18 protein-coding genes are annotated in these 19,481 nt (G+C 38.3%); all 18 read right to left on the bottom strand.

Going from position 1 to position 19,481, the window contains the following annotated elements:
- Nucleotide 1: 1 nt before the first annotated feature.
- Nucleotides 2-1,447 (bottom strand): GumC family protein, encoded by a 1,446-nt coding sequence (locus VRHSUH09_RS03330; RefSeq protein ID WP_054747714.1) that lies wholly within the window; start codon nucleotides 1,445-1,447, stop codon nucleotides 2-4.
- A gap of 164 nt (nucleotides 1,448-1,611) precedes the next feature.
- Nucleotides 1,612-3,438, bottom strand: coding sequence for a polysaccharide biosynthesis protein (locus tag VRHSUH09_RS03325; RefSeq protein WP_105081374.1), 1,827 nt, complete (start codon nucleotides 3,436-3,438; stop codon nucleotides 1,612-1,614).
- A 36-nt stretch (nucleotides 3,439-3,474) separates the two neighbouring features.
- Entirely contained in the window at nucleotides 3,475-4,218 is a 744-nt protein-coding gene (locus tag VRHSUH09_RS03320; protein ID WP_105081373.1) for a polysaccharide biosynthesis/export family protein, read from the bottom strand.
- A gap of 418 nt (nucleotides 4,219-4,636) precedes the next feature.
- Nucleotides 4,637-5,347, bottom strand: coding sequence for an ABC transporter ATP-binding protein (locus VRHSUH09_RS03315; RefSeq protein WP_009372121.1), 711 nt, complete (start codon nucleotides 5,345-5,347; stop codon nucleotides 4,637-4,639).
- Between the two features lies 1 nt (nucleotide 5,348).
- A complete protein-coding gene (locus VRHSUH09_RS03310) occupies nucleotides 5,349-6,110 on the bottom strand; it encodes an ABC transporter ATP-binding protein (protein ID WP_054747712.1) in 762 nt (253 codons plus the stop codon).
- An 11-nt stretch (nucleotides 6,111-6,121) separates the two neighbouring features.
- Nucleotides 6,122-7,135, bottom strand: a complete 1,014-nt coding sequence (locus tag VRHSUH09_RS03305) for a branched-chain amino acid ABC transporter permease (RefSeq protein WP_105081372.1) — start codon at nucleotides 7,133-7,135, stop codon at nucleotides 6,122-6,124.
- Nucleotides 7,135-8,016 (bottom strand): branched-chain amino acid ABC transporter permease, encoded by an 882-nt coding sequence (locus tag VRHSUH09_RS03300; protein ID WP_009350906.1) that lies wholly within the window; start codon nucleotides 8,014-8,016, stop codon nucleotides 7,135-7,137. The genes VRHSUH09_RS03305 and VRHSUH09_RS03300 overlap by 1 nt, the downstream gene beginning before the upstream one ends.
- A 14-nt stretch (nucleotides 8,017-8,030) precedes the next feature.
- Nucleotides 8,031-9,179, bottom strand: coding sequence for an ABC transporter substrate-binding protein (locus VRHSUH09_RS03295; RefSeq protein ID WP_105081371.1), 1,149 nt, complete (start codon nucleotides 9,177-9,179; stop codon nucleotides 8,031-8,033).
- Between the two features lie 121 nt (nucleotides 9,180-9,300).
- A complete protein-coding gene (locus VRHSUH09_RS03290; RefSeq protein WP_105081370.1) occupies nucleotides 9,301-11,220 on the bottom strand; it encodes an ABC-F family ATP-binding cassette domain-containing protein in 1,920 nt (639 codons plus the stop codon).
- Between the two features lie 28 nt (nucleotides 11,221-11,248).
- Complete coding sequence (locus VRHSUH09_RS03285) at nucleotides 11,249-12,514, bottom strand: type II secretion system protein GspD (RefSeq protein ID WP_105081369.1); 1,266 nt, start codon at nucleotides 12,512-12,514, stop codon at nucleotides 11,249-11,251.
- Nucleotides 12,496-13,248 (bottom strand): hypothetical protein, encoded by a 753-nt coding sequence (locus VRHSUH09_RS03280; protein ID WP_105081368.1) that lies wholly within the window; start codon nucleotides 13,246-13,248, stop codon nucleotides 12,496-12,498. Before VRHSUH09_RS03280 ends, VRHSUH09_RS03285 begins: the two co-directional genes overlap by 19 nt.
- A 129-nt stretch (nucleotides 13,249-13,377) precedes the next feature.
- On the bottom strand, nucleotides 13,378-14,367 hold the full coding sequence (galE, locus tag VRHSUH09_RS03275; RefSeq protein WP_105081367.1) for a UDP-glucose 4-epimerase GalE: 990 nt from the start codon (nucleotides 14,365-14,367) through the stop codon (nucleotides 13,378-13,380).
- A gap of 9 nt (nucleotides 14,368-14,376) precedes the next feature.
- The gene (locus VRHSUH09_RS03270; RefSeq protein ID WP_105081366.1) at nucleotides 14,377-15,813 is read right to left on the bottom strand and encodes a phosphoglucose isomerase-related protein; all 1,437 of its coding nucleotides are present in this window, start codon (nucleotides 15,811-15,813) and stop codon (nucleotides 14,377-14,379) included.
- Nucleotides 15,814-15,897: 84 nt separating this feature from the next.
- Entirely contained in the window at nucleotides 15,898-16,176 is a 279-nt protein-coding gene (locus VRHSUH09_RS03265) for a DUF1294 domain-containing protein (protein ID WP_009372056.1), read from the bottom strand.
- 20 nt (nucleotides 16,177-16,196) lie between these two features.
- Nucleotides 16,197-17,120 (bottom strand): NAD-dependent epimerase/dehydratase family protein, encoded by a 924-nt coding sequence (locus VRHSUH09_RS03260; RefSeq protein ID WP_105081365.1) that lies wholly within the window; start codon nucleotides 17,118-17,120, stop codon nucleotides 16,197-16,199.
- A 22-nt stretch (nucleotides 17,121-17,142) separates the two neighbouring features.
- Nucleotides 17,143-17,868 carry a ribonuclease H1 domain-containing protein gene (locus VRHSUH09_RS03255; protein ID WP_105081364.1) on the bottom strand — a complete coding sequence of 242 codons (726 nt, stop codon included), beginning with the start codon at nucleotides 17,866-17,868 and terminating at the stop codon, nucleotides 17,143-17,145.
- 9 nt (nucleotides 17,869-17,877) lie between these two features.
- Nucleotides 17,878-18,369: a Cys-tRNA(Pro) deacylase gene (gene ybaK / locus VRHSUH09_RS03250; protein WP_105081363.1), complete on the bottom strand. Its 492-nt coding sequence runs from the start codon at nucleotides 18,367-18,369 to the stop codon at nucleotides 17,878-17,880.
- Nucleotides 18,370-18,472: 103 nt separating this feature from the next.
- The gene (locus tag VRHSUH09_RS03245) at nucleotides 18,473-19,471 is read right to left on the bottom strand and encodes a nucleoid-associated protein (protein ID WP_054747704.1); all 999 of its coding nucleotides are present in this window, start codon (nucleotides 19,469-19,471) and stop codon (nucleotides 18,473-18,475) included.
- Nucleotides 19,472-19,481: the final 10 nt, after the last annotated feature.

The following is a 19,481-nucleotide window of genomic DNA, read 5'->3' as shown; positions in this document are numbered from 1 at the left end:
ATTAACCTCTCACTTTGCGCAACAATGCTACGATACGATTACTAGGTTCTTCGTATTCTTTCTCTTCATGATTTGGAATCACACCTAAGTTTTCAATGCCAAGAACATCATTGATTTCTTGTACAGATTGAACTTTGCGATTGCAGAAGAATTGACCCAATGTGTAGAGGCAACCAAGGATGAGACCTAAAATTGCAGAGCCTAATAGAATGAGAACCTTACGCGGAGCAATTGCCTTTTCTGGCAATGTAGGAGCATCTACGATTTGAACTTCATTTGGCACCATCACCTCTGCTACCTTTGCTTCTTCTAAGCGAGTGGATAACATTTGGTAGATATCTTGTGCCACATCTACATCACGTTTTGCTTGGATATAGCCACGTTCTTTTTCAGGCAAGCCTTTCATAGCTTCTTCGTTTGCTTTATCAAGTTCAGCTAATGTAGATTGTTTACCTTGAGCTACTGCAAGAGCGGCTTCATTTCTAAATTTATCAGCTAACAAACCTTGTTGTGCAGAGTTACTAGAAGGTGCTTGTTGAGACGCAATAGCATTAATTTCAGCATTTAGACCACTCTTAGCTTCTTCAATTTGTTGGTTAATTTCTTTCATAGCAGGATGTTCATCAGTATATTTACCAACATAAGAAGCCTTACGGGATTCAAGATCCGCTAATTGACCTTTGTAAGCTTGAACTGTAGCACTATCAGCAATACTTTTACCAGCAGAACCCAATTGTTCATTGATACTGCCTAGTGCAGCTTGTGCCGTTTCTAAATCAAGTTGATTTTGCGCTTTTTCACGGTCGATAAGTGTAATCTTATCTGTTAAGCCTTTCATTTGATCGGCTGTGGAGTAAACTTTGTTATCAACTTGGAATTGTTGTAATTTCTTTTCTGCTTGTTCCAATTCAGTTTTAGCAGTTACAACACGTTTTTGTAAAAATTCACGAGTAGCACGTTGTTCAACATGAGAAATTTCAGCAAGGCGCTTCAAGAAGTTATCAATTAGCAATTTGTTAGCTTCTTGAGCTTGTTCAGGACTTTTACCTGTTACGCTCACTTGTAACAACTCAGTTTCCTTGTATGGTTTTGTTTCAATGCGCGTTTTAACAAACTCTTCGTATGTCGGCGCTTTTCCTGTACCTTCAGGATCTTCAATAGCAGCAATAACTGGTTCTACTACATTACGGCTTTTTAAAATTTCTGCATCTGTGTTCATCAATTGACGAGACATAGCGTCAGAATAGCCATTGGAGCTTGATAATACAGAATTGCTCAAACCTTGAGCCTGCTTAATGCGCAACATAGATGTAGATTGATATGTAGATGGCGCTAGAAAACCATAGGCACCACCTAGTACCATGCAGGCTACCGTAACATTAATAATTTTACGGCGCTTTTTAACGAGGACTTTACCTACCTCTTTTAAATCAATAATTTGTTCCACCCATATACCCCTTTCTGTGAAAGTATACAAACAACAGGGTCTCTCCCTCTAAGGATTATGAACTGTGTCTATCTCTCTGAAGCAAAGCACAGTATAAATAAATATAAAATAGCTATATAACGATGTAGAAATATACGTGAATCAATAACTAATATAGTGACAATTTAGATATTATGATTTGGATGGTATGTAGGAACGATATCCTGTAACACATTGATTACATCCATATCAGTTTTACATGTTTCAAAGCGTTCGATTTCACGGCCTAGCCATTCTTGGTCAACATCTTCTAACGCAGCTTCAAAGATTTTCTTATGCGTAGTTGTATTCGTACCTTCTTCAGCAGTTAATAACTCTTCGTATAGTTTTTCCCCTGGGCGCAAACCTGTAAATTCAATACGAATATCCTTATTTGGTTCAAAACCAGAAAGACGAATCATATTTTTAGCTAAATCTACAATCTTAACTGGTTCGCCCATATCTAAAAGGAATACTTCGCCGCCCTTACCCATGGCACCAGCTTGTAGCACTAGTTGGCTTGCTTCTGGAATAGTCATGAAATAACGAGTCATTTCTGGATCTGTAACAGTTACAGGACCGCCTGCTTCAATTTGTTTACGGAATAAGGGAATAACAGAACCACGGCTACCAAGTACATTACCAAAACGAACAGTAATAAACTTGGTATCATATTTATGATTCATACCTAGTACAACCTTCTCTGCCACCCGTTTAGTGGCCCCCATAACGCTAGTAGGGTTAACAGCTTTATCCGTAGAAATCATAACAAATCGTTCAACCCCATAAGCACCAGCCACATCCGCTACATTTCGGGTACCGTAAATGTTATTAAGCACAGCTGCTATCGGCTGAATTTCCATAAGCGGTACATGTTTATGAGCTGCAGCATGGAATACTACCTCAGGATTATAAGCTTTAAAGATTTGCTCTAATTGATTCTTATCTCGAATATCTGCAATGATAGGTACCAAAGTGCCTTCTGGTACAACACTGCGCAATTCTTGGTGAATAATATAAATACTGTTTTCACCATGGCCAAGTAATAATAATTTTTTAGGTTTTACACGTAGTACTTGGCGACAAATTTCAGAGCCGATAGAGCCACCAGCGCCTGTAACAAGAACTACTTTATCCTTAAGATATGGTTCTACCTTAGAAGTATCGAGGTGAATTTCATCACGTTCTAATAAGTCTTCAATGGAAACAGGATGTAGATGAGATACAAGGACTTCGTCATCGAGCAACTGGTACACCCCTGGCAAGGTATTAATCTTACATGTAAGAGGAGAACAAATTTCCATAATCTCGCGGATAACATCGCGCTTAACCGACGGCATGGCAATGATGATTTCTTCAATCTTATATTTAGCTGCCAACATAGGAATATCTTCACGATTACCTAAAATTCTAAAGCCATTCATAAGACGGTTATGTTTGAACATATCGTCATCAACAAAGCCAATGATTCGGCGGGATCGCTTATGATATCTCTCTATTTCACGAGCAATAGTCGCCCCTGCATCGCCAGCACCAATGATCAACGTATTCACTTGACCACTTTCACCATCATCCCCACTGCTATAATGAAGCGCCACATAATGTAGCAACATCCGCCCCATACCTACTGCACCAGTTGTAAGGAACCAGGTAATAAAATAGATTGATCTTGGTAAAGATTTACCGAACACAAACATAGAGGAGTAAAAGATTGCTGTACCTACTGTCGTAGCGACAAATACTGCCAATACCTCTCGCATCCCTGCATAACGCCAAATACGCGTGTACAAATGCATAAGCAAGAACATCAACATATAGGAAACAAGTAGGATGGGCAAGGCATCTACCATTTGGTTAATATATTGAGGTTCTATGTAGCCATCAAATCGAATAAATAGACTGACAAAAGCAACAATAACAATAGTTGCAATGTCGGCAATAAACAATATGGCTGGTAATAAATATGAACGCAAAAGAACGCCCCCTTATATGACAGATAATTCTTATCCTTAATCCTTACCTATGCGTGATACCATATAAGCGCCAGTTAAGATTGGTGCAATATCACGAGCAAAGTTAATACGGCTGTTTTTAGTTAAGTAAAGAACATCGCCCTCTCTCATAATATAATTTTCAGTCATATCCCCAGTTTGTAAGATACGATTTAGATTAATTGGGATTGGTTTTTCTGGGTTATCTTGATGAATTAAATAAATTTTCTTCTTCGCTGTATCCCAGTTAAAGCTACCTGCTGCGCCAATCGCATCAATTACTGTGCTAGACTTCGTTAGCGTATAAGCACCTGGTCGATTAATTTCACCAAATACATATACTCGTACACCACCAAGTTTTGTAACATTTACAGTAATATCTGGATTAATAATGTATCGAGATAACCCTTGTTGCAATTCAGCAGTAAACTCATCAACAGTTAAACCGTCTGCTTTTACGGCACCTACCATAGGGAAAGATACATAACCATCTGGACGAACTGAATACATAATGTCATTACCATTACGAGTACCAAGATCGGCTTGTTGTACGACTTGAATCGTTAATTCATCCCCTTGGCGTAGGCGATATTCTTTGTCAGAGCTAATTACAGACGCACTAGTTTCCAAAGGTGCATGACCTTCCAATTGTACAGTTTTAGTATTATAGCCCTCTTCAGTAGTTACACTTACTGGTGCTGCCATAGTGGTTGTCGTTGCACATAAGAATGCAGCCATCATCACATACTGTTTTTTATTCATACTTTACCTCTTTGTTTTACATTCAACATGTTCAATACATCACATGATTATTAGTATTGTTAATACTAAAAAATCGGTTAAGCTATTTTATCATTTTTTTAAATATACTTCTATAAACCTAAGATATTCTGAGTGAACTTCATTAAACCTTCAACAATAAATGTAGTAAACACAGTGTTTTCACGGCATTTTCATGAGTGATTTTTTACACATTTCATAGATAATTCACTCCGTTTTTTATTAAAATTTAGTAAAATAATTAAATATATGTAAAGTCATTTCACTATTGGCTCACGTTTTCACCGCTCACTCATCACTTTTATTGATAAACAAAAAAAAATAAGGTGTATATACTAAAAAATTAGTATATACACCTTATTTAAAATTTTAGATAAATATGGTCATTATTTACTATAATTTACTCAACCCGACCACCTAAGTAAGCTTCCATAACACGTGGGTTATGGCGCACTTCATCAGCTGGACCAGACAAGACCATTTTACCTGTTTCTAATACATAAGCGTAATCAGCAATTTTTAATGCTTGACGCACATTTTGTTCTACTAAGAGAACTGTTGTACCTTCAGCACTGATTTCTTTGATAGTTTCAAAAATTTCATTAACTACCAATGGAGCAAGGCCCATAGATGGTTCGTCTAATAATAACAATTTTGGACGAGCCATAAGTGCACGACCAATGGCAAGCATTTGTTGTTGGCCACCAGATAACGTACCACCTAATTGGTAGCTACGCTCGTCAAGAATTGGGAATCGTTTAAATACCTTTTTGATATCCTCTTCGATTTCCTTATCTTTACGAATATAAGCGCCCATTTCTAAGTTTTCATAAACGCTCATATCTTGTAAAATTTGACGCCCTTCAGGCACTAAGGAAATACCACCATGTACAATCTGATGGGTTTGACGACCAGTAATATCCTGACCTTCAAAGATCACTCGACCAGAAGTTGGTTTTACAAGGCCCATAATTGTTTTCATGGTTGTAGTTTTACCAGCACCATTGGCACCAATAAGAGATACAACAGAACCTTGTGGCACTTCTAAACTCACGTCTTTTAAGGCTGTAATATGTCCATAACCAGCCACAATATTTTCTAGTTTTAACATATTACACCTCCTCTTTACCTAAGTATGCTTCAATTACAGCCTCGTTATTTTGAATTTCTTGAGGTGTACCTTCAGCAATTTTCTTACCAAAATTAAGAACTACCATACGATCACAGATATTCATCATTAATTCCATGGCATGTTCAATAACTACAACAGTAATACCTAAGTCACGAATCTTACCGATTAGTTGGCGAAGAACTTCAGTTTCACTATCATTCATACCCGCCGCAGGTTCATCGAGCAAGATCAATTGTGGATGTGTTGCTAAAGCACGAGCAATTTCAAGGCGACGTTGCTTACCATATGGCAGTGATGTAGCAACTTCTTCAGCATCTTCTTCTAGACCTACAAGCTTTAAGAACTCGTAAGCAATGCCACGACAACGCTCTTCTTCGATGCGTTGACGTTTTGTTTTCAAGAAGCTAGACAAGAAACCAGACCCAGTACGACAATGCATACCAGTTAATACAGTTTCAAGAGCTGTCATATTACCAAAAAGACGAATATTTTGGAACGTACGAGCAATCCCCATTTCAACAGTTCTATGCGGCTTAATACCTACTACAGACATGCCGTCAAAAACGATTTCACCAGAGCTTGCTGGAAATACACCAGTAATCAAGTTAAAAAGTGTAGTCTTGCCGGCACCATTTGGACCGATAACACCAAATACTTCACCTTGTTTAACACCAAAGGATACACCAGTGAGAGCTGCAACGCCACCAAAGCTTTTACTTACTTCATTTAATTCTAATAGCATTCAGTTCCCTCCTATCCTTGTTTTTCTTCTTGTTGTTTGCGTTTGTATGCTTCAAAGCGTTCTGTTAATACTTGTGATTCTGGAATATAAGGAGCTTTTTTAAAGCCTAACTTACGGCTAATTTTGTCCACCATAGATTCTGTTAAAATACCATCTGGACGAACAGCCATCAAGATAACAAGTAAAGCACCATAAATGATATCTCGATAATCGGACAAGAAACGCAATACTTCTGGCAATAATGTAAGAATAAAGGAGCCAAGTACGGAACCCCACACTACATTAGAGCCACCAAATACAGGGAATAACAAGATTTGTACTACTTTATGGTAGCTGAAATCTGTAGGATTAATAAAGTTTGTAATGTGAGCATACAAACCACCACCGATACCAGCAATAAATGCACCAATAATAAAGGCCATCATTTTGTAGTATACAACGTTAATCCCCATTAGTTCTGCCGCATGATCATCAGCTTTGATTGCCGCAAAAGCTCGACCAACACGACTATTATTAATGCGTACACAGAAAGCAATAATCAAAACTAAAATAGCCAACAAAATAATGATAGCTATCAAATTCCCCCATGTCACAGCATCAAGGCCCATTAGGCCATCCATATCAAATTCATAGGCATAGTTTGTCAATTCTTGAGGAATAGAAGGGATGCCAGATAAACCTAAGGCACCATTTGTAACATCTAAATTCAAGAAAATAACGCGTACTACTTCACCAAAACCAAGGGTTGAAATAGCTAGGTACAAGCCTTTAAGTCTTGTTGTTGGCAAGCCAATGATAACTGCTACAAGACTTGCAACTAAGCCACCTACTAAAATGCCAACAACGATAGGCAATTCAGCTTTCAAAGAAAGCATAGCGCCTACATAAGCACCTACACTCATAAAGCCTGCTGCCCCAAGAGAGAGCTGACCACTGGCAAGTGTAAAGTAAATAGAAATACCCATGATGGCATTGATGATGAAGAACATCACGATCTGTAGATAATACGGGTTTAATAAATCCATCACGGTCTCCCCCCTTTATCTTTAGAACCAAACAAGCCTTGTGGGCGCCAGAACAATAATAGGATAATGAGACCAAATGCTACGGCATCACGGAATGTAGAAGCACCATAGGCAACAGAGAATACCTCTGCTACACCAAGAATAAAACCACCAACCATGGCACCTGTAATATTACCAAGACCACCTAAGATAAGTACGGCAAGACCTTTAAATCCGATGATAACGCCCATAGTAGGTTCAATAGCATTGAAGGATAAGCCTACTAATACACCTGCAGCTGCACCTAGTGCAGAGGCAATCATTACTGTAACAGAAATAATCATCGTAGGGTTAATACCTAGAAGTGCAGCCGTTTCAGTACTCATTGATACGGCGCGAATAGCCTTACCAATTTTAGTTTTCTTAATAACTATATTTAAAATGAGCATTAAAACGATAGAAACACCTAAGCCAATGATTTGTACCATGGAAATTTTAAAAGCTCCAAAGTCGATAAGACCACCAATATAATCTGGTGGGAAAGATCTTGTTTGAGGACCCCAAAGCAATAATGCCAAGCTTTCAATAAAGATGGAAACACCAATGGTACTAATAAGTGGTGCCAAGTGAGACACCTTTTTCTTGCGTAGTGGACGAAGGGCCACAAATTCTAGAAGATAACCAAGGATAGCACCTACTGCCATAGCTACGATAAGGGCTACAAAAATGTTAACGTTAAAAATTGTTACCATAAAAAGACCAACGAAGGCACCTATCATGAAGATGCCTCCGTGAGCCATGTTGATAATATTCAAAACACCGAACACAAGTGTTAAGCCAATAGCGAGTACAGCATATAAGCTACCGAGGGTTAACCCGTTAACTAATTGTTGTAAAAACACTATACTACCTCAACTTATTTTGTTAATGCGTCAAATTGACCGTTTTTAATTTGTAATACTTGAACTTCCATGGAAGGATCGCGTTTTTCGTTGAACTTGAATTGACCAGTTACACCAACAAAGTCAGCAATGTTTTTCAATGCTTCACGGAATTTTTCACGATCAGTTGTGGAACCTGCTTTTTTCAACGCTGCTTCATAAAGATATACGGCATCGTATGCTTGTGCTGCGAATTGGTCAGGTTCTTTACCATATTTAGCTACATAAGCTTTACGGAAGTCTTTAACCTTTTGGTCTTCTTTATTAGGGAACCAAGGTGTACCAACGATAACGCCGTTAGCCGCATCGCCAGCAATTTTAATGAATTGTGGGCTGTTGAAGCCGTTGGAGCCAACTACAGGTTGATTCATACCCATTTCACGCATTTTTTTCATGATAAGGGCACCTTCTTGGTAAAGGGATGCAACGATAATTACATCTGGTTTAGCTTGTTGAATCTTAGTCAATTGAGCAGAGAAGTCAGTATCTTTATCTGCAAATGTTTCAGTATCAACGATTTGTACGCCTACAGATTCCAATGCTTTACGAGCTGTATTGTTTACAGATACCATTTGGTCATTGTTGTTAGAATACATAATAGCTGCTGTTTTAAAGCCCAATGTTTTATGAGCTTCTTTAATAGCTGTGTCTACAGCCAAGGATTCTGGTACAGCATTACGGAAGATATAATCCCCAATATCTGTAATACCTTCAGCAGTTGTAGATGTACCAAGCGCTACTACTTTGCTTTTATTTGCTACAGGACCAGCTGCCATCATTTCACCAGATAGCATAGGACCGATAACTGCTACAACTTTATCTTTTGCAATTACTTTGTTCATCGCATTGATAGCTTCGTTTTTATCACCTTTAGTATCTTCTACTAACAAATTAATTTTTACAGCGTTTGCATCAGCGTTGATTTCGCTTACAGCCAATTCTGCACCAGCTTTAATGGATTCACCATATGCTGCGGCACCACCAGTTGTTGTTGTCAATAATGCAATTTTAGCTTCATTGCTATTTGCATTTCCTGCATCTTTATTGCTACCACAACCAGCAGCAACTGCCATTACACCAGCAAGACCAAAAATGGCTGCTTTTTTCAACATGGATTTATTCATGTTACACCCTTCCTTAAAAACATAAAACTTTAAATCTATTCCTATATTATGAGAATCTAAAATACTTTGTCAATTAAAAGATAATGATTTTAATTCCCCAATAATATATACATTAAATAAGCTATTCAGATAATCTTTCCCACTTCTCATACAATGAATCTAACTCACTTTGAGTTTCCTCAATTTGCATAGAGATTTTGGACATTTCATCTAAATCTTGTTGCACTACAGGATTCGCTAATTGCACCTCGTACATCTTCATTGTTGCCTCAAGGCGAGCGATTTCAGATTCTACCTCTGCTAATTGTTTTTCCACCATATAGGCATTCGGTTTCTTCTGATTTTCCTCTGTAGATTCTAATGCTGAAAGTGCTGGCTCGTCAGCTGAATCACATTTGCTCTGAACCTTATCAGCTTCTAAGTTTTGCTCATTAGCTATCGCCAATAAATCTGCTTGCTCCTTTAGCTTTTCCTTGTAGTATGAGTAATTACCGAGATACTCAGTGATTTTTCCATCATCTAGAACTACTGTTTTTGTAGAAACTTGATCCAAGAAATATCTATCGTGAGAAATAATGAAACAGGTTCCTTCAAATTGTTGCAGTGCTTCTTCCACAATTTCTCGCGTAGGAATATCTAAATGGTTTGTCGGTTCGTCTAAAATAAGGAAATTATCACCTTGAAGGAATAATTTCAGTAATGCCAAACGCGCTCTTTCACCACCGGATAAATCACCAACCAGTTTAAACACATCATCCCCTTTAAAGAGAAATGCACCAAGTACATTACGAGCCTTATCTTCACTGTAATTAAAGTGATTCATAATCTCGTCTACTACCTGCCAAGAATCATGTAACTCTTCGTGCTCTTGTGAGAAGTAACCCACTTGTACGCGATTGCCAATATCTACATGACCAGATTCAGGGAATAGTTCGCCTACAATAGTTTTTACTAGAGTCGATTTACCTGCTCCATTAGGACCGATAAGAGCCACAGACTCACCGCGACGAACAACGAGAGATATATCATCAATGATGCGACTTTCACCATACCCAACAGATAAGTGATCTAAGACTAGAACCTTATCAGCACTCATAGCTGCTGGAGGGAAGGAAAATTGTAAATGATGCGAAGTAACAGGTGCCTCAAGACGCTCTAATCGATTAAGTTGTGACTGTCGACCACGCGCCATTTTAGACTTGATACCTGCACGGTATTTATCTATATAAGCCTCTGTTTTCTTGATGTACTCTTGTTGCTTCTCATAAGCCACCATATCAGCCTTCAACCGTTCATCACGTTGTTGAATATAACGACTATAGTTGCCACGATACGTTGTAGTCTTATGATTATCTAGCTCCACAACGCCAGTGACGATACGGTCTAAGAAATAGCGGTCATGGCTGACGATGAGAATGCCACCAGGATAGGCGGATAAGTATCCTTCAAGCCACTCGAGCATATCCATATCTAAATGGTTTGTCGGTTCGTCTAAAAACAGAAAATCTGGACGACGAACCAAGGCCTTTGCTAAGTTAATACGCGTCTTTTGACCACCAGAAAAAGCATTAGCTGGTTTGTCTAGGTCTTCATCAGTAAAACCTAAACCATAAACAATGCGCTTTGTCTTTTGCTCATAGTCATACCCACCAAGCCATTCTAGACGATTTTGTAAATAATCTAAGCGTTGTAAATCAGCTTCACTAGCCTCTTCAGTTTCTAATCGGCTCGTAAGTTCTTTAAGTTGTTCTTCCAATGCATGTACATCAGCCCAAGCCTTTTCGATTTCAGTAGCCAAGCTATCATCACCAAGATTTACATCTTGTTGTAAGTAGCCAATGCTTGCCACAGGAGACTTAACTACATTACCTTCATCAAGCTCCTCATAACCTAATATACATTTCAACAAGGTAGATTTACCGGCCCCATTAGGCCCAACTAAAGCGAGTCTATCCCCCTCTTTTATTTCAAAGGACACATTGGAAAATACTTGGCGCACCCCAAATGATTTTCCAAGGCCTATCATTCGAATGCGTTCCATTCACAACCTCCTAATCATTTACCCTTTATTATACCACAGTTGCCCGTACTAACACCAACATCTCTATAGAATCTTTTATTTTTCTGCTATGGCGAAATAATTTACCTAACAAAGGGATGTCTCCTAATATAGGAACCTTTTGTATTTGGTGCTGATCTCGATTATCCATGAGCCCACCTATAACAAGGACTTCCCCTTGTTGTAAACGTACTCTAGTATGAGCTTGCCTTGTACTAATTTTGTAAGCTTTCATTTCCGAAACCATAATCGGTGTACTTACCTCGGCATGTATTTTTGCGTCTACACCGCCATCTGCAGTAATAATAGGAGTATAGTTTAACTTAATCCCCACCTCTTCATAACGAGTAGATCGCTTGCGCTCTCCATTCACCTCTGACTCTTCTATAACAGGGATACGTTCACCTATTAATATGTGTGCAGTCTGACCATTGAGGGCCATAATAGATGGTTTAGCTATTAGAACAGCTTTTCCAGAACTTTCCATAAGACTTAGTTCTGGTTTCACAAAAAACTTATAAGCTTCTCCACTTGATGTTTTACCAAAGGTAACAGCCCCATACGAATTAGTCTTATCTTCACCATGACCAGTCAAACTGAGCCAAGACCAACGAAAACCTTGTTCTTTTGCATAGGATCGCTCCATAGCAATAATCGTAGCTTCTAATTGTACTTGTTTAGGCTCCTTATCGATAGCACGGACTAAGGTTTCTATCCGCCTTTTTTCTCCGCTCGTTAAATGCATAATAATCTCATTTTGTTCTGAAAGTACGGCCATTTTATCATTCTTTACTACGGTGCCCATTACAGCTTTCAAAGATTCTGCTGGTAAGTGTTCTGGGGACAGTACATAGAGTTCTCTGTTCTCCAGTGTTGCTTCTTCAGATTCAATAAGTAATGTATTATGTTGCTTTGATACAGAAAAATGATATATCCTTCCTAGCTCTTTAATAACCTCTTCTGGAGACTCCCCTTTTACGGTTGCCGTAATATTTCCTTTTAATGACTCTACACCGATAACTGATATACCATAACTTCGACAAATGCCTAATATAGTCTCTCTTAATGATCCGTTCCGTACAGATATTGTAATTGGTTCTTTATCTTTATTACTCTCAACGCTATTGGTTACACTATTAGTTATATTATTTCTTATATTATTTGTTACATTTTCTTCTGTAGTATTTCCTAATACAACTAATGGTCCTCCTAATAATAAATATGTCAGTATAGCTATTAGTGTAACTATTTTTATGATCACTCGATTTTTAGCCATCGTGATGAACCTCCTTCGACAATTTCTACACTATTTTCAGTAATAGTAGAAACTGATATCCCTTGCCAACTACTTCCAATTGTAACCATCTGCTCCTCTGAGCCTCTGCGTAAAATAGCAATCTTTTGATTTCCTTCAATAATTCCTACAAGTTCAATCTGTTGTTCTAGAGCCAACGCGTTAGAATTAATACCTGTTCTTGAGTGAACACTTTTATTACTATAGTTATTGGTATCATCATGGGGCATATTGCTATTCCAATCTTTATTCTTTCTATCAGTCTTTATAGTTTGATTCTTAGTACTTCTATGTTGCCGTGAAGTTCTTTTATTACTTATTTTCTTGCTATCACTAAGTGATGTTTCATCATCGCTAATAGTATCTAAATCATTATCCATATCTTTCATCTCATCACTTTGGCTTAATAAATCGGTACTAGAAATATCTTTAAAGACCTCTCGCCAAGGATGATGCCGTTCTACACTACTCACCTCATATAGTAAGCGTCCTTTAACAATAGAGTCATCTACCTTCCTTTGATTATCAATAGTCCCCTCTGATTGAGCTGAATTAATATTGATATGTTCCTCTTCGTGAGGGTAAAAAATGCCAACTACTATCATTGCTAAAGCCAGTATAAAGAATATAAAAATCGCAATTCGATAGTGTCGTACAAGAAAACATTGTCTACCAATCCAGCCTTTGATCTGTTCTATATAGTCTTGTAAGTTCATAATTCACCTCCTTCGAACTATTTCTAGGAGCCCCTTCTAAATCCCTACAAAAAAATGACTCTACCAGTCACCTAGGTGACTAATAGAGTCATTCATTATATTGACAAATCAAAAAGATTTGCTCTTATTTTATTTACTGTTAAAGCCATCTGGATGAGATGTATGCCATTTCCAAGCATCTTTGATAACATCAGCTACATTGCTGAATTTAGGATCCCAACCTAGTAAATTTTTGATTTTTTCAGAAGAAGCAATTAAAGTACCTGGATCACCAGCACGACGTTCACCATATTGAACAGGAATATCGATGCCTGTAACCTCTTTTGCAGTTTCGATGATTTCTTTTACGGAGAAGCCATTACCACTACCAAGATTAAATACTTGGGATTCCCCTCCTTTACGTAAATAGTCCATAGCTAATACATGAGCAGCTGCTAAATCATTAACATGAATATAGTCGCGCACACATGTACCATCAGCTGTATCATAGTCAGTACCAAATACAGTTATATGTTCTCTTTTACCACGAGCTGCATCGAGCACAAGGGGAATCAAATGAGTCTCTGGATGATGGTCTTCCCCAATCGTACCAGATGGATCGGCACCTGCCGCATTGAAGTAGCGCAATGCTACGTATGTAGAACCATAAATAGAACTGTAATCAGATAGCATTTCTTCAATCATCAATTTAGTGCGACCATATACATTCGTTGGTTGCAATTGAGCATCCTCTCGAATTGGTACCACCTCAGGCTCACCATATACTGCAGCCGTACTAGAGAATACGAAATGCTTCACATCTGCAGCACGAGCAGATTCAATAAGGTGATAAGAACCAACCACATTATTTTCATAATAAATAGCTGGATTTACCATGGATTCTCCAACTTGAGAGTGGGCTGCAAAATGCATAACACCAGTGACATTATGGTCTTTCATAATATCGACTAACTTAGGATCTGCAATATCCATATTGTAGAATGTAACCCCTTCAGGAATAGATTCTACATGTCCGCGAGATAAATTATCTACAATGATTGGTGTATAACCTGCTTGTTGTAAGGCACGTACAGTATGACTCCCAATATAGCCAGCCCCACCTGTTACTAAAATATTCATAGTTCCCCCTTATGAATTATGTGTATCCTTTGCACGAGCTAATTTAGGCCCGATGAGACGTTTATAGACTTCAACACCAGGTTGGTCAAAGGCATCAACACCAGCAAAAATAGACTCGAAATAAACCGCCCAACAATGCATAAACATAATTTCCCCTAAATGGAATGCATTAAGCGTTGGAACAGTTATAGTCATGTTAAAGCGATTGTCACTAGATAAGGCCTCTCTATTGGCATCTAAGGCAATATTTAAAATATCACAAATCCCTACATCAGATAGAGAGTGTAAACGTTCATATTCACTATATGTATCTGGCACGATGAGATTATGTTTCCAGTCTTTAACCTTAATAAATTGAACGACTTTATTAAGGCGCCCCTCTTGATGTTCCTGCACTTGAGCGTGCATATCCATAGTGCCTACTGCAGCTACTGGAGTACGACCATATGGCAAACATGTATTACTCATCTTACCAAGCGATTCAGATAAAAGCTGCACATACCAGTCGGATAAAGAGTGAAGCGCGTCACTATATGGCATAAACACCTCAATAATACGACCATACCGTTCAGATGCAATATATTTTAATAAAGCACTTAATAAAGCAGGATTTTTGAAAATATCCTCTTCTTGACATGCTACGTCCATAGACGCTGCACCAGCTAAGAAGCCTTCAATATCAAAGCCCACAAGTGCAGCCGTCACAAAGCCTACTTCTGTAAATACAGAGAAACGGCCACCAACGCCATATGGAATACTATATGTCTTCCAATTATTTTCTAGAGCCATAGCCCTTAAAATTGTAGGATGTTCATCATCAGATACATCTGTTACAGCTACTACTTCATAGTTAATGTTGCGATCTTGTAAAGCCTTCTCCAAAATCATGAAGTTAGCCATTGGTTCGATTGTAGAACCAGACTTGGATGTAATAACGAGCATCGCCTTATAGTCAGGACCTTTTTTCTGAGCTTGATACTCTAAGGTACGGATAAGACCTGCTAAATAGTCGCCATCTACATTAAACCCAGCAAAGTACATCCGTGGATATCCATCGCGTTCTTCTGTACTTAGATTATTCCAAAATGCACCACATTGAACATCAAAAATAACCTTGCTCCCTAAGTAAGAGCCGCCAATGCCTACAGACACAACTGTATCAATATTATGACGAGCATAGTCACGCAATTCGTAAAGACGTTTCAACATATCTGGTGTATTAATACCGTCTTCCGAAATGTATGGAAGCTGATAAAACAATACAGGTTCAGGTAAACCATCTTTAGAAACATGGCCTTCTTCAAAGCCGGTAGAACGTAAAATATTTGTATGACGCCACACATTCTGTATAGCTCGTTCAAAATTATTTACATCTCGCTCTTGTATGCAACTTTCATTATATATGTTAGCGTAATCTAACTCGAACCCCGATTGTAATCGCAACATCAAATATCTCCTTCACTGACATTTTATGTACAATATTTTACCCATTATATCATAAAAGAATGAATAAAATATTAGTTTATGCAATCAGTTTACCCACAAACCATAACCGAAGCCTACTGCATAGACAGACCACAGCAACGCAATAGGAATAGCCAGCTTAAATTTAACCTTTAACGTCTTATGGCGCCACAGAACCATGCCTAACAAAGCACCTACACCACCAAAGGAAAATGCTAAAAATAATAAAGTAAACTCTGAAATCCGTCCATATCCCTTGATGGCACATAATTTATCATATCCATACATACTAAATACGATGAGATTCCAGACACCTACAGTTACCCAAAATTGTGTATCACTCATATCCCCAAACCTTGTATCCCTTACTTATGATGAGCTTTAAAATATTCTAATGTTTTTTGTAAGCCGTCCTCTAGTGTAGTTGTGGCAACAAAGCCAAAATCGCGTTCTGCCTTGGCATTACTTAAACGAGAATGCTTAATATCCCCTACTCGCTCAGACTCATAGTGCACCATAAAGTCTGCACCACTAATAGCACGGAATCGCGTAATCAACTCATTAACAGATGTTCCCTTATTGGTAGATACATTATAAATACCTGTACATTGACTATTCCCCATAGCCTTAATATTAGCATCTACCACATCATCTACATAAATGAAGTCTCTAGTTTGCTCGCCATCACCGTATACGGTTAAAGGCTGGCCTTCAACGATTAAACGGTTGAAGACACTGATAACGCCACCTTCACCACCATCACCTTGACGTGGTCCATATACATTGGCATATCTAAAGCACACTGTATTTAATCCAAAGGCTTCACGATAAATACGTAAATAACCTTCTGCAGTAAGCTTTGTTAGTCCGTAAAAGGAAGACGGCATCCCACTTAATTCCTCAGTTAACGGCAATACTGCTAAATCCCCATAAACAGCGGCGGACGAAGGCATTAAGAATTGTTCAACTTTCACCTGACGACATGCATCTAAAACATTAATAAGACCCAATAGATTCACATCACAGTCATAACTAGGGTTCTCCATAGAGGATTGAACCATAGTTTGCGCTGCCTCGTGAAATACGATAGAGGGCTTAAACTCTTCAAAAATAGATACTAGTTTAGGATCTCGTACATCCATCTCAATAAATTGAGCTGCTTCATGTACAAAAGAACGCATACCAGTAGACAAATTATCTATAACAAGCACATTGTGCCCTAATTCAATTAATCGATCCACAAGATGAGAGCCAATAAATCCGGCCCCACCTGTAACACATATATTCATAGTACCCTCCCTTCTTATATTTCTAAATACCTGCACCTTGTTTAGCTAGTGCATCGGCCATTTCATTATATGTATCGCCCGTATGAGCAGCTACCTTGTGAAAGTATACGCGCACACGGTCTTTTATGGAGTCATAAAATGCTGCGTACTGTTGAGTAAGCGCATTATTCCGTTTCCACCCCTTCGTAGCCCACATTTCAATGCCCATATAGTCATAATAAAGTGAACATTCAGGAACGCCGCGATCAACAGCATATTTCATAACATACATAGCAGCTAATAACTCGCCAGCTACATTCCAAAATGATGTATATCGTTCATCAGTAGATGGAAATGAAAAGGTCTCCCTATTCCCATTCAAGAAGATAACACCACCTGCTCCAACGGTGTTTGTCCCTTTATTATAACTACCGTCAATATAAGCAACCACATGGTTTGGCTTAGTAAAATCTGGTTTCACAACACTTGCTGTCACTTTACTTTGAGTCCTAGAACTAGAACTTACTGATCTAGAGCTTATTGATTTAGACTTCACGTCTCGAGAAGATTTAGGTTCGCTCTTATTAGCACTCATAAAATCACTTAAGGATAAGCCTGAGTCCTCCACAAAAGCAAGAGCTTCTGCTTCCGTAGGGAAAGACTTGTAGATAGCACTACCAAAGCCCTTTACCTGCTTCTCACAGTCAGCCCAAGTCATATAGACACCTGGCACACGACCATTGCGAACTGCATAAAACTTTTTAGCCATACACACCTCTTAATGATCCATTGTAAGTTCAATAAATTCAGCATTTACAACAGATGCTAAATCTTTTGGATTTACCTTCATTTGCATACCACGTAGGCCTGCACTAACATATACAAACTCTAGAGACTCCATAGTAGCATCAAAGTACGTAGGAAATGCTTTTTTCATGCCCACAGGGGAACAGCCACCACGCAAATAACCTGTAATTCCCAACAAATCCTTAACCGGAACAAGCTCTACAGACTTATTATGACTAACTCGGGCAGCTTGTTTCATATCTAGTTCAGCGGCCACTGGAATACAGAATACAACGTAACCTGTTTTATCACCTTTACCCACTAGCGTTTTAAAAACTTCCTTTTCCTCGAGGCCTAGTGCCTCTACTACATGAAGTCCTGCGGCATGATCCTCAGACCATTCATACTCACTAATGCTATAAGGTACCTTATGGGTATCTAAGATACGCAATGCGTTAGTCTTTTTATGTTTTTCTTTACTCACTATATCCCACCTTATATATTAGCGTAACAAATAAATCTAATCAATATATAATATTTTTCTATATATTATATATGGCCATAAATTTATATCTAACTCAACATTCTTATTTATTCATAATTTTATTGATATTCTTTAATTCAATGCGCAACGTTCCATCATCATTAGTTTTGATTTCAATAAACTCGCGATTTTTCATATATTCCACAGGGAAAGAGATTTCAATGCCCGTATCGGTTTTAATCTTATGATGTTCTCCAACCTTTGTAGCAAACTCACGGTTCACCGGTAAAGGCCGCATCATATCTGCATCAGCTAATTCTTTCTTAGCCGCCTCTTGTTGAATCGGATTCGCTTTGAATACCTCTTCTACTATACGAACAGGATCGACTGTATCTGATACTTCAGCATTTTTAGCAATCATAGACTTTGCAGTCGTCAATTCAATGATGCCATCAGACTCATGCGCTTGAGCCACCTTATCTACAATGGCTTTCACCTTTTTTACTGTATCTCGGGAGGATTGATTAGTACCTAATTGTAATACCTTATCCGCTAAGATGTAGGATACTTCACCATCAAACTCACCTTTTGGTTCAAAAATACGAACACTAAAATCATGTAAATTAATAGATGCAAAGGCACGTAATTTTTGAGATGGCATAGGTAGTACTGCCTTATGAGAAACAAGTTCTGTAGCTAATGTACCATCATCTTCACTAAATAGTTGATGGGTGAAAGCATCATGAGCTTGGCACAAAAGAATACAAATATAAGTCGTATCTGTAACAGCTTCACAAATAATCGTATCGATTACTACGGAGTCCGTTGCTTGTTTCATATAGGCAAATAAGCTTTCACCTAAATTCTTAGATAAATCTATAAACTTGAGGTCTCCCTTTTTATACTCCACAAGCTGTTTACCAAATGGACTTGCATCATGTAAAGTACCTGTTCTAGCACCTGGGTCTTTGAACGCCTTAGCTACATGATTAGCAATATAATCTTGTATAGCTTGATCGCCAACCTTTAGTTCATGTTCAGAATATACGGCTAAAGAGGACGTAAAGTCAAAAATCTCTAGCGCAGCCTTATTAATCTGCATGATGCCTCCT

Source organism: Veillonella rogosae JCM 15642, from assembly GCF_002959775.1.
GTDB classification, from domain to species: Bacteria; Bacillota; Negativicutes; order Veillonellales; family Veillonellaceae; genus Veillonella; species Veillonella rogosae.
The sequence above is the reverse complement of the archived record's forward strand: the minus strand, read 5'-3'. Positions and strand labels throughout refer to the sequence as shown.

Bases quoted from the DNA above. Each gene is read 5' to 3' on its own strand.
- VRHSUH09_RS03320 (WP_105081373.1), bottom strand. From the start codon at position 4,218: ATGAATAAAAAACAGTATGTGATGATGGCTGCATTCTTATGTGCAACG.
- VRHSUH09_RS03315 (WP_009372121.1), bottom strand. From the start codon at position 5,347: ATGTTAAAACTAGAAAATATTGTGGCTGGTTATGGACATATTACAGCC.
- VRHSUH09_RS03310 (WP_054747712.1), bottom strand. From the start codon at position 6,110: ATGCTATTAGAATTAAATGAAGTAAGTAAAAGCTTTGGTGGCGTTGCA.
- VRHSUH09_RS03305 (WP_105081372.1), bottom strand. From the start codon at position 7,135: ATGGATTTATTAAACCCGTATTATCTACAGATCGTGATGTTCTTCATC.
- VRHSUH09_RS03295 (WP_105081371.1), bottom strand. From the start codon at position 9,179: ATGAATAAATCCATGTTGAAAAAAGCAGCCATTTTTGGTCTTGCTGGT.
- VRHSUH09_RS03290 (WP_105081370.1), bottom strand. From the start codon at position 11,220: ATGGAACGCATTCGAATGATAGGCCTTGGAAAATCATTTGGGGTGCGC.
- VRHSUH09_RS03285 (WP_105081369.1), bottom strand. From the start codon at position 12,514: ATGGCTAAAAATCGAGTGATCATAAAAATAGTTACACTAATAGCTATA.
- VRHSUH09_RS03280 (WP_105081368.1), bottom strand. From the start codon at position 13,248: ATGAACTTACAAGACTATATAGAACAGATCAAAGGCTGGATTGGTAGA.
- galE (WP_105081367.1), bottom strand. From the start codon at position 14,367: ATGAATATTTTAGTAACAGGTGGGGCTGGCTATATTGGGAGTCATACT.
- VRHSUH09_RS03270 (WP_105081366.1), bottom strand. From the start codon at position 15,813: ATGTTGCGATTACAATCGGGGTTCGAGTTAGATTACGCTAACATATAT.
- VRHSUH09_RS03265 (WP_009372056.1), bottom strand. From the start codon at position 16,176: ATGAGTGATACACAATTTTGGGTAACTGTAGGTGTCTGGAATCTCATC.
- VRHSUH09_RS03260 (WP_105081365.1), bottom strand. From the start codon at position 17,120: ATGAATATATGTGTTACAGGTGGGGCCGGATTTATTGGCTCTCATCTT.
- VRHSUH09_RS03255 (WP_105081364.1), bottom strand. From the start codon at position 17,868: ATGGCTAAAAAGTTTTATGCAGTTCGCAATGGTCGTGTGCCAGGTGTC.
- VRHSUH09_RS03245 (WP_054747704.1), bottom strand. From the start codon at position 19,471: ATGCAGATTAATAAGGCTGCGCTAGAGATTTTTGACTTTACGTCCTCT.